Source organism: Algibacter miyuki (assembly GCF_030409805.1).
Taxonomy (GTDB): domain Bacteria; phylum Bacteroidota; class Bacteroidia; order Flavobacteriales; family Flavobacteriaceae; genus Algibacter; species Algibacter miyuki.
In genome coordinates this window covers 977,557-989,589 of record NZ_JAUFQP010000013.1, presented here as the reverse complement: position 1 = coordinate 989,589, position 12,033 = coordinate 977,557, and the positions used below count along the sequence as shown (strand labels likewise).

Below are 12,033 nucleotides of genomic sequence, written 5' to 3'. Positions count from 1 at the left end.
ACAACCTTGAGAAAACACCTTTTAATCATTATTAAATAATAATTGATTGAGTATTATCGAGATTATGTTTATTCTTCAATAATAAATTCTTTATAATCTGTATAAAATAAATCTATAGCATTATGAAACGGTTGATAAACACTTCTAAACTTTATGTTTTTAGTGATATCAATTTCATCTAAAGGAATTTTAATAGTTTGTAAATTATCTAATGCTAACGCTGCTGTTACTTCAACATTGTTTTCATCATAATAAAGAAACTCACTGTAAATATAATCGGCAGGATCACTAGAACTCATGGTAAAAGTGATATTATTCGTGGTTGTTTTATACGAAAGAATTTGTCTATTATTTAAGGATGACGAATATATATCGCCAAGAGATTTACCCGACCTAATTACCGGAATAGATTTATTTCCATAGCTATCTAAACTAACCACTTCAAAAACATAACCGCCTTCTGGCAAGTTTTCAACTACGGCGCCAATAGTATCTCTTACTCCAGGAGTTACCGTAATAGGAATATCAAGAGAATCGGCTTTGTCGTTCCAAAAGATTCTTGCGCCCTTTATGCTCAAATCCGATTGTACAAACCATTGTAGTTTTAATCGATTATGTCCTGAAAAAGAAATTAAAGAATCTGGTTTTGCAGGATAAATGGCTTCACCTTTATCTAAATATGGCTGATGTAAATCGTTCATTTCGGAACAATTATAAAATGCAATTAGAGCTAATGTTATTATTAATATTTTTTTCATTGGTCTGTATTTTATTAGTTATTAACGGGCGCTCCAAAAAATTCAATTTCGGCATAAGTTACTTCCTTGTATACTGTATCCCAGTTTTCAATTTGTCTTATTCTAATATACCTATATGGAGGTGTTCCTCCTGGCATAAGGAATTCCATACCGCCTTCAGAAAATGGTCTATCAATAGCATTAATTTTCTCTATCCCAGGTAACCCTGATGCTTTTAGTACTTCAAACTCACCAATAAGCTCCCAGCCGTCCATGCCTTCTTCTCTCCAATTACCTGTTTCATGTGGATTGTCACCATTAGACCATTCCCAAGCGCCATTAGTTTCTCTATCAATCAAACTTTGATCATTGGTACCATACATCTCAAAGAAATGCATTCCTCCACGTGAATAACCATTCCACTCTGTAGCATAAATTTTAAAACGACTATATAAGTTTATCTCTCCCATATCCATAGTATAATGCAGCGGAGAATATTGTTCTTCCTTATTTAAAACAGTACTAAATGCATTAGACCGCGATTTAGTTATATCTCCATCGAAAGCTTTTTCAAATCGTTGCGAACTTTGTTCCTCTGGTATATCGGTATCTAATCGTAAGGCTTTCCATTTTGTTCTATCTAATTGTATTTCGTAAAGTGGCTTAAACTCTCCAATAAGTGTATCACTTATGTTTCCCCATTGATCTTTTACATAAAATCCTAATTCCACTTGCAACGTATCCATGCCTCTTACGTTTTGAAAATTCGTATTTGAAACATCGTCGTAAACCGTTTCATAAGGCACAAAATCGCCATATTCATCATATCTTAAAATTGTAATTCCAAGATTATCAGCCTGTGCTTCATTTTCCCATTTTAACAAAACACCAGAAAAATCACTTGAAACTTCTAATGATTCCCTCATAGTAATATAGGGTGGTGTTAACGGTATTATTTCAGCCACTACTTTCTCTGACCTATTGCCACTTTTATCAACCGCATAAAGTTCAACCTCTTTAGGAAGTGTGTCTCCAAAACCATTAACAGATAACTCTTGTGTGTATTTAGTGGCTACAGATTTTCTTTCTTGACCTTCGCCAACATAATACACGGCTTCTACATGAGAAAAATCCTCATCGGTAGGAATATCATAAGTTATTTTGGCGCCTCCGGGCGTACTTTCACTTAAAACATTTGATATCATGCCTGGTGCTGTCCCATCGGATGCTGGCTGACCAATAAACTCTTCGCTACCACAAGCAACGATAAAAGTAAACAAGCCCATAAGGGTAATAAAGGATATTTTATATTTAGTTTTCATAATTGTTGTTTTTGAATTAAAAATAAGACTACCAACCGCCATTTTGAATTAAATTAGGGTTAGACAAAATTTCACCTGTTTCTATAGGCCATAAATTATTTTTAAATGAATATGTTGGTACGCCTAATACATTTGGAACATAAAAATCTTCAGGCTCACTACCTAAATAATTCCAACCTCTAAAAGGTATATTCATATAATATTCTGCTAATTTCCATCGTTTTAAATCCCAGAATCTATGTCCTTCAAAAACCAATTCAATTAAACGCTCTTGACGCACAATATCACGAAATCCCTCTTTAGTTGATGGTTTACTAGGACTTGAAGAATAATTTGCCCAAGATTCCACTACGCCTTTTAAATTTGCTCTTTCTCTCACCTTATCTATATAAATATAGGCCGTTGCTCTATCATCTACCTCATTTGCACATTCAGCATATAATAAATATAAATCTGCTAAACGCATCTCTGGAAAAGCGTAACTCTCTCTACTGTAATCCATATCGTCACTACTAATAACATTATCGTAGTTTACTAATTTTTTAGGAAAATACCCCGTTTGAGAATACACCCCAGAACCAATGGCCGTACCAGAATATTCTAAAGCTCTACCTTCTACATAATGATCTTCAAATCCTGCCTGTCCTCCAGAAGAATTATATTGTGCTGGGTTACCATACCAAATTCCTCTATCGAATCCTAAACTACCATAAAAACGTACCTCTCTATTCATATGTAGGTTTACAGTAGTTTCACCATCTTTTACAAAATATTGATTATCTGGCACTCCATTTCCATCTGTATCGCTATCATTATCAACATCATAATCGATTAAGCCATAACGATCTGCATAATTCCATGTTAAATCTTCATCAATTGGCACTCCATTTTTAGTATAAAACATTTCGGCTATACGTAAAGTAGGCGAATAGAACCCCATAGCTTCAACGTTACCCTGAAATTTAACATGTGTTCTTGCTTGAGCATGATTTTGAATTCTTCCTGCTATTCCGTTAGTAGAAACAAATATTTTCTCATCCGTCCAACGCTCTGATAGTGACTGCTGTATAGTTAAAACATTTACTATTTCTTCTGGTACTTCATCTCGGTTAACATTGGCTGGTAGATATTGCATATCACTAGTATCAAACTTAAAAAGCTGAACACCTGCAAACTCTAAAGTATCTACAGCCATTTTACAAGCATCGGCAGCTAATTGCCATTTATTAGCATCATAATCAGAAAAAAGACGTGTCCCGTTGGCATCAATTACATTGGCATACTCTGCATTCCCATTAAATAACGGACTAGCTCCAGTAGCTAATACTTTAGCGCGCATGGCTAATGCCGCTCCTTTTGTTGCGCGACCCAATTCCGTTTCTCTATCGTTTATTAGTAAAGGTAAACCATCACTAGCTTCAAGAAATAAATCGGCAATATAAGTGACACATTCGTCTACTGGACTTCTAAATTTATGAATTTCAGAAATATCAGCATCTATTGGTAAATTAGTGTCATTAATAATAATTGGTCCATACATTCTAAATAAATAAAAGTTATAGTATGCTTTTAAAAATTTAACCTCAGAAATCCAACGTTTTCTTAAATCCTCATCCATATACACCAGGCTGTTGATGTTTTCTAGAAATACGTTACAATCATTAATACCTAGGTATAAATTGGTTCCATTTTTACCACCACTCCAATAATCCAAATAAGAAACATCGGCTTCTTGCGCGCCTAATGCTAACTCGGAATTCACTAAATGTGCTGGCTCATCTCCCCTAATTACAGAATTTATTCTATATGATGCATCTCCTCCGTAAAAGCCCACATTATTTTTAGGCTCTCCTAATCTTGGCATATGGCTATAGCAAGTAAATAAAAAGCTTTCTGCCGAGTTTTCATCATCAAAAGCATCGGCTATTGTTGCTACATTATCTGGTACAATATCGAGATAATCTGAACACCCTGTGATAAACACAGATAGTGTAAATATTATAAATATGTGTTTTATATTAGTTTTCATATTGCTGTTTTTTAAAATTCAAGTCTAATCCCTAAGTTAAATACTTTTTGAACTGGGTAATTGTATGGATCTCCAGAAAGTGACACATCCCATAAATCGAACTTACTAATGGTAAATAAGTTTGTTGCAGAACAATAAAGTCTTCCGCTTTGTAATAACGGTAGTTTACTTTTTATAAAATCTTTAGAAATATTATAACCTAGTTCCACTTGTCTTAACCTTAGGTAAGAGCCATCTCTTAACCACCATGTACTATTTACACGATTATTATCACTTCTAGCATGTGTTAATCTTGGATAAAGTGCATAAGGGTCTTTATTATCTTCCGACCAATGATCTTGTGCATAAATATCAAGTAATTGATTGATAGCTTCCCCTTCATCAACACTATACTGGTAAAATGGTTGTGTTCCAGAAGAATCTATAAAAAAGGATGTACGCGCTATACCATTAAAGAAACAGCTAAAGTCCCAGTTTTTATATCCTGTTGAAAATCCAAATCCATAGTTTATTTCAGGAGATGAAGGATAGCCAATTGGCACTCTATCTTCACTATCAATAACGCCATCGCCATTAATATCTTTATATTTAATATCTCCAGGACCATAACCTTCATAAGAATTTTGCACACCTATTTGTAATGGTGAATTTATTACATCATCTTCATCATAAAATAAACGCTCGGCTACATAACCATAATTTTGTCTAATAGGTTGCCCTATTCTACTTCTCCATGGTGCACTGGTATAATCTGGCTCATCATAAGCTAAAAACTCACTGGTTGCATAAGTAAAATTAGCCATGGTTTGAATCCAGAAATCTTTATTTACATGATGGTTTCCTTTTAATGAAAACTCAAATCCACGACTCTCAGCTTCCCCTGAGTTTGCATATAAATTTGTTGATAATCCTAAACTTGCAGGAATTTCTGAACGCTCCATAAAAATATCATGTCGTTTATCAAAAAAGTACTCTGCAGTAATATCTATTTTGCTATTAAACAAGCCTAAATCTACCGCTAAGTTAAATTTCTCAGCATTCTCCCATGTAATCGCACTATTAGCATATCTATTAATAGCAACACCATTTACAGTATATTCTCGGTCTTCTCCGAAGGTTGCAGAATTACCACTATTGTTTAGATTTACTTCTGATAAATAAAAGAAACGATCACTAGCGCTACCAATAGCATCATTACCAACTAAACCATAAGACGATCGGATTCTGAATTTGTTCACCACATCTTCTAAAGGCTCCCAAAATTTTTCTTTAGAAACATACCAGCCTGCTCCAATAGATGGAAAGAAACCAAATCTATTATCTTCAGAAAAACGTTCCGATCCATTATACCCAAAGTTACCTTCGATAAAATATCTGTCTTTATAAGCATAATTTAATCTACCAGCTAAACCTAAATTTCTATTAGGTAAAGAGTTTTGTAAATTAGAAGCTGTATTATTCTTTTCTTCACGCATGGTATAAACCAAGGTACCTCCTATTAGATGATCATCATTTAATTGTTTGCTATAATTAGCAGCGCCTTCTAAATAAAAAACAGCAGACACTTGACTTGAAGACGGCGAATAATCAATAGCATCTTCCGGGTTGCTCTCTTCGTTAAGCCATGCTAATGTATAGTCTCCAGTGTATTTATCATACCGCCCTATATTGTAATAAAAAGGTCTATACTGTCTTCTAGTTTGAAAATAAGAAGAATTATCATAACCTACTTTTAACCTCACATTAAAATCTTTAGAGAATTCTTTTTCTAGATTAATTTGTCCACTTAATTTAGATCTGGTGTAATCTCTATATCCTTTTACAGATTCTGCATAAGGGTTAATATAATCGGCACCTTCTAAGTAATTTCCAAATAATATTTGTGTAGCATGCTGGTTAGCAGCATCTGGCTCATAATATGCTGGATATAAAACAGGGCTTGTTTTCCCTACCATATCAAAAACCGTTTGCGCACCATCTAAAGGTCCTGTATAATCATCTAAAGCTAGATAAAACTGTACTTTTGCTTTAAAGCTCGGTGATATGTTAATATTGTTATTTGAACGTATTTGTATTTTATTTAAACTAATACCAGAATTAAAATTATTTCTCTCATCTACATTTAATATACCTGTATCATTAGTATAGGTTCCAGATAAATAATACTTGGCAACCTTACCTCCACCTGAAACATTCAAGTTTAACCGCTTATTAATAGCATGATCTTTAAATAACGTACCATACCAATCGGTTGAAGGATATATTTGTGGATCTACATTGTTTTGCACATTATCAATTTCGTTTTGTGTAAACACACGGTTTACAATTTCTCCTCCATTACTAGATGTAAAAACAGCTTCATTCCATAAATTCATATAGGTTACAGGATCTGCAAACTCAATATCTTTTACGTTAGACGATAGGTAGGTTTCATATTTAAAAGATATTTTAGCCTTTCCTTCTTTTCCTTCTTTTGTATTAACTAAAATAACACCGTTTGCGCCACGAGAACCATATAATGCTGCTGCTGATGCATCTTTCATAATAGAAAAACTTTCTATATCATCTACATCCATTCTGGCCAAATCGTCCACACTAGATTCCATACCATCAATTAATATTAATGGTGACGTTCTATACCCAAATGTTGATACACCACGGATAAAAAACTCGGCGTTATCATTTCCTGGTTCTCCTGATGTTTGATAAGAAATAACCCCAGGAATTCGCCCTGAGAATGATGCCGTTAAATTACTAGAAGGTATTTTTAATTCTTGTGGTTTTACTGTGGTTATAGAAGCCACAACACTTTCCTTTTTTTGCTGTCCGTAAGCTACAACAGTAACTTCGTCTAATTTAGCCGTATCAACTTCTAGAATAATGTCGAACTTAGTTTTCCCTCCTATAGGAATTTCTTGTTTTAAAAATCCGACATAAGAAATCACTAAAACGTCGGTAGCTTTTGCTTTCAAAATAAAGTTTCCATCAAAATCGGTAGACGTTCCGTTTTTCTGCCCTTTGATCATAATATTTACACCTGCTAAGGGCAAACCATTATCCGATGCTATGACGGTTCCTTCGATTATTAATTCCTGTTCATTTAAAATGTCTAGCATATCACCATCTGCGTTTGCCGCATAAGTGGTATACGATGTGGACATCATTAAATTAAAAAAGAACATTATTTTGAGTAATGTACGTAAATGCTGTTTCATTCAATTAAATTTAGTTTTGGTTAGTAATTCGTTTTAGTTGAGACCATATTTTTGGAATAAAAAAACACTTCTACTCCTATGGCTATAGAAACTAATAGACACCTAGTTACCGGTGAAAAAAAGTTATTTATCAAAATTAAAGACTAACCCTGAATAGAATTAAAACGAACGTTCCCGTTTTGTAGTAACTTTGTTACATTGTAGAATTCATGTTACCAAAAACAACATATGTACTAGCTTTAAAACAATTAACAACTCACAGAAAATCAAACACATATAAAACACATCAACAATCTCAGTGCTTAGGTAGTATAAAACACATAACAAAAACACAACCACCTAATTAAGCCGAAAATCAGTAAAAAACAGTGCTTTTTTTTGCGTTTTTAACAATTAAACCGCACCTCATTTATATAAAACATAACGGTCATTTTTTTGATAACCTCACTCTCAATCTTAAACCTTACTTTTGTGTTGTATTATGGATTCACTCACGCAAATTATTTTAGGGGCCGCCGTTGGCGAAGCTGTTTTAGGCAAAAAAGTTGGTAATAAAGCTATTTTATATGGTGCCATTGCCGGTACTATTCCCGATTTTGATGTTTTCGCATCCTATTTTACGGATACGGTTTCTGCCTTATCCATACACCGTGGCTTTACCCATTCCATAGTGTTCTCTTTACTTTTTGCACCGCTTTTTGGTTGGCTCGTATCGCGTTATGAAACCTATAAAGACTTTAAAGGATGGAGTTGGCTATTTTTCTGGGCATTAGTAACACACCCCATTTTAGATGCACACACCACATGGGGCACACAATTATTTTGGCCTATAGATATGCGTTTGGCTTTTAAAACCATTTTTGTAATAGACCCACTTTATACGTTGCCTTTTTTAGTCTTTTTAATACTAGCCATGCTACAAAAAAGAACTTCGGAAAAACGACGAATTTATAACTATTTAGGGCTTACCATGAGCACGCTTTATTTAGCATTAACCTTTGTTTTAAAAGGAGTTGCTTTTCATAAATTTGAAGAAGCTCTCGAAACTCAGAACATTGATTATAAGCAAATAGACACAAGGCCATCGCCATTAAACACCATTTTATGGAGCGCTAATATTGAAACTGAAGATGCTTATTTATTAGGAAATTACTCTTTTTTTGATACAAAATCCATCGAGTTTGAAACCTATCCAAAACATCACGAATGGTTAGGTAAACTTAAAGAAAACGAAAAAGTGAAACGTATGATTGCTATTTCTGAAGGTTGGTACACTATTAATAAAGTAAACGGAAAATTATACTATAACGATTTACGTTTTGGTGTGATGAATTTTGAAAAACAATCTCAAAATTTCGTTTTTAAATATCAAATTGACGTGGACGCCTCAGGAACAGTTCATTTTATTGAACAAGAAAAAACATCTCGTGATGGTAAAAAGCTCATGGGTGATTTATGGCAGCGATTAAAAGGAAATTAGACTGCTGTTTATCATTACTCAAATCGTTTTCTGATTACTAAACCTAAATAATAAAAGATAACAATCAATATATCAAACCTTTGACACTCCGAACAACATTTAACTACATTTAAAAGTATTTATTGCTTACATTTGTAGTACGCTTGCATTTTAAGTAAGATACACTTACCATATGTTTTAGGCGTTAAATTAAAGAAAACGAGCACATTAATGTACACAATTATAGATGTTGAGACTACGGGTCCGGGAAATAAAATAACAGAAATATCTATTTTTAAATACGATGGCTCGCAAACGATAAAGGAATTTACATCCTTAGTAAATCCGGAATCTTACATCCCGGAGCACATTACAGCCTTAACCGGAATTGATGCCAGCATGGTTGCCAACGCTCCAACATTTGCAGAAATAGCAAAAGATATTCTAGAAATTACAGCCAACACCATATTTGTGGCTCATAATGTGAATTTTGATTACAATGCAATCCGTAACGAGTTTAAAGACATTGGTATTGATTTCAATAGGAAAAAACTTTGTACGGTTCGACTCTCTAGAAAATTAATTCCTGGGCATAAATCTTACAGTTTAGGAAAAATATGCAAAGCCTTAAATATTAATATAAATGGACGCCATAGAGCCAAAGGTGATGTTGAAGCCACAGTGATTTTGTTTGAAATGTTATTAAAAGCAGACAATTCAGAAACCGTTTTTGCCGATTTCCTAAAAAGTACTTCCAAAGAAGCCACCTTGCCTCCTAACCTGCCGAGTGCTGTTTTTAATAAAATCCCGAATGAAGCTGGAATATATTATTTCAAAAACAAAAAAGGCACCATTATTTATGTTGGCAAAGCCAAAGATTTAAAAAAGCGCGTGTTAAGTCATTTTTATAATAAATCATTAAAAGAACTAAACTTATGTCGTGAAACCGCAGATATCGATTTTGAATTATCGGGAAGCGAACTCATCGCGTTACTCATGGAAGATGCCGCAATTAAAGAACATTTTCCAGAATACAACAAGGTCTCTAAAAGAAACCCAAAAGCTTTTGGCATTACCAAGTTTGAGGACCGAAAAGGCATTATTCATCTAGCTTACAACACCTTAAAAGCAACCCCTAATCCATTATTCACCTTTTATAGTATTACTGATTGCAGACAATTTTTAGAGCGCCTTTGCACCACTTTTGAACTGTGCCCGAAATACTGTCACTTACAAGAAGGTGTTGCACAATGTTCGCACTATAGTATTGAAACCTGTCGTGGTATTTGTAACGAAAATGAAGCCGTAGACGCATATAATACCCGAGTAAAAAAAGCAATAAACGACACGCTTGAAAAATCTAAAGATATTGTTATCAAACAAAACGGTAGACATGCCGAAGAAGAAGCCTTTGTGCTTATAAAGAACAATATTTACTTAGGTTATGGTTTTATTGATGCTTCGGAACAAATTACCTCGGATGAAGCATTAGAAAATTTCCTAATTCCACAAAATGATAATATGGATGTGCAGAAAATCATAAAAAGTTATCAATCTTAGATAAAAATATTTTTACAGAAAGATTAAAATTGGTCAATATTTTTTCAGCTTGAAAAAATAACTTCTTTTTCCATATCTTTAACTTAACATTCTAACTAAAAAGAAGTTGCAAATATTTCACTTCGCTTTTTAATTACAGTGAGGTTTATGTATATGTTCAAAAACGACCAAAACTATGAAAACATTAATCCATATTATCTTCCTCCTTATCTTTAGTTTACAAGTTTCTGCACAAGTAAAAGCGGTTACCGAAAAAGGAGACTCACTTTTAATTTATGATAATGGCACTTGGAAAAAAATGAATAGTCCTGCCTCGGAATACCAAGCTCCAGGTGTTTACATCGAAGAAACTTCTTCCTTACCTCCTGCTGTTGCTCAAGTTGCTACAGCAATACCTGCTTTTATTGGAAAAACAGCAACTTACCCGATAGATGGAGATTTAGTTCCTGTTAAAATTAGTAGTATGCATGAGTACGAGTCTTACTTCGGTACTTACAAACCTTATCAATATCAGATAAAAGTAAAACAAAACGCAACGAACAATACGGTTAAAATAATTGATTTAGGCACAGACAGCGAAGCCGAAAAACAGACTATGTATTACGCACTTCGCCTTTACTTTATGAATGGCGGAGGTGCTTGTTATATTATTCCCATCCCCAATGATGTCGATTTAGAAAAACGACATCTTAGCGATGAATCGGAGGCCTACATTGAAGCTCTTTCGGCAGTTCGTCAAATAGATGAAGTTACCTTATTGGTAAGTCCTGATGCGGTACATTTAAGTTCTGGCTACTACAACTATTGTTATGCTGCACTAAATCAATGTTCTGAGTTAAGAGATCGTTTTGCTATTTTTGACGTTGCTACACTAGATGATCTTAGAACATCAGTAACTGATTTTAGAACCGGTTTAGTAGGCGATTTAAAATATGGTGCTGCCTACATGCCTTTTCTGAACAGCACATTTTCTTATGGTTATGATGAAAGTAAAATAGAAGTCGCTTTTGAAGGTATTCATACCATTGAAAAGCATACAACATATTTAATTTCATTAAAAAAAACAAACCCCAATGCTTATAAATTGATAAAAACGGCCTTACAAAAACACATAGTAATTTTGCCTCCGAGTGCAGCTGTGACAGCGATATATACTAAAACAGATAGAGATCGTGGTGTATGGAAAGCCCCAGCAAACGCAAGTATTACTGGAGTTACAAAGCCATCCCCAGAGTTAACAAGCGCGGAGCAGGCCTATCTCACTAATGATGGCGTTGCAGGAAAATCAATTAATCCAATTGCTTTTTTCACCGGAAGAGGTACTATGGTTTGGGGTGCACGTACTTTAGAGGCAAACCATAGCGAATGGCGTTATGTCCCTGTAAGACGTTTATCAAATACAATAGAAGAATCAGTAAAAAAAGCAACAAATTTTACGGTTTTTGAAACCAATACTGCTGATACTTGGCAAGACGTAAAAATAATAACTGAAAATTATTTGAATCAATTATGGAGGCAAGGTGCACTGCAAGGTTCTACTCCCAGCGAGGCTTATTTTGTTGCTATTGGTTTAGGCCGTACCATGACCACTCAAGATATTCAAGATGGAAAAATGATAATTCAAATTGGGGTAGCTACAATAAAACCTGCAGAGTTTACCATTATTAAAATTGTACATCAGCTTTAAATAAAAATATCATAAATTAATATA

At 34.1% G+C, this 12,033-nt stretch carries 7 protein-coding genes; 3 read left to right on the top strand and 4 right to left on the bottom strand.

The features are described 5' to 3' along the window. Window positions 1-68: 68 nt before the first annotated feature. Genes QWY92_RS16245 through QWY92_RS16230 form a run of 4 tightly spaced genes read right to left on the bottom strand, consistent with a single transcriptional unit; the run spans window position 69 to window position 7,303 of the window. Complete coding sequence (locus QWY92_RS16245) at window positions 69-758, bottom strand: DUF4998 domain-containing protein (RefSeq protein ID WP_290273158.1); 690 nt, start codon at window positions 756-758, stop codon at window positions 69-71. Between the two features lie 14 nt (window positions 759-772). Continuing rightward, window positions 773-2,059: a DUF5126 domain-containing protein gene (locus QWY92_RS16240; protein WP_290273155.1), complete on the bottom strand. Its 1,287-nt coding sequence runs from the start codon at window positions 2,057-2,059 to the stop codon at window positions 773-775. 28 nt (window positions 2,060-2,087) lie between these two features. After that, window positions 2,088-4,088, bottom strand: coding sequence for a RagB/SusD family nutrient uptake outer membrane protein (locus QWY92_RS16235; RefSeq protein WP_290273153.1), 2,001 nt, complete (start codon window positions 4,086-4,088; stop codon window positions 2,088-2,090). Window positions 4,089-4,099: 11 nt separating this feature from the next. After that, the gene (locus QWY92_RS16230; protein WP_290273151.1) at window positions 4,100-7,303 is read right to left on the bottom strand and encodes a SusC/RagA family TonB-linked outer membrane protein; all 3,204 of its coding nucleotides are present in this window, start codon (window positions 7,301-7,303) and stop codon (window positions 4,100-4,102) included. Between the two features lie 481 nt (window positions 7,304-7,784). Here QWY92_RS16230 and QWY92_RS16225 point away from each other — a divergent pair, with 481 nt between their 5' ends. The 3 genes from QWY92_RS16225 (at window position 7,785) to QWY92_RS16215 (ending at window position 12,009) form a co-directional block, all read left to right on the top strand. Then, complete coding sequence (locus tag QWY92_RS16225; protein ID WP_290273149.1) at window positions 7,785-8,783, top strand: metal-dependent hydrolase; 999 nt, start codon at window positions 7,785-7,787, stop codon at window positions 8,781-8,783. 210 nt (window positions 8,784-8,993) lie between these two features. Next, entirely contained in the window at window positions 8,994-10,322 is a 1,329-nt protein-coding gene (locus QWY92_RS16220; protein ID WP_290273146.1) for an exonuclease domain-containing protein, read from the top strand. A 175-nt stretch (window positions 10,323-10,497) separates the two neighbouring features. Then, window positions 10,498-12,009: a phage tail sheath family protein gene (locus QWY92_RS16215; RefSeq protein ID WP_290273144.1), complete on the top strand. Its 1,512-nt coding sequence runs from the start codon at window positions 10,498-10,500 to the stop codon at window positions 12,007-12,009. Window positions 12,010-12,033 lie beyond the last annotated feature (24 nt).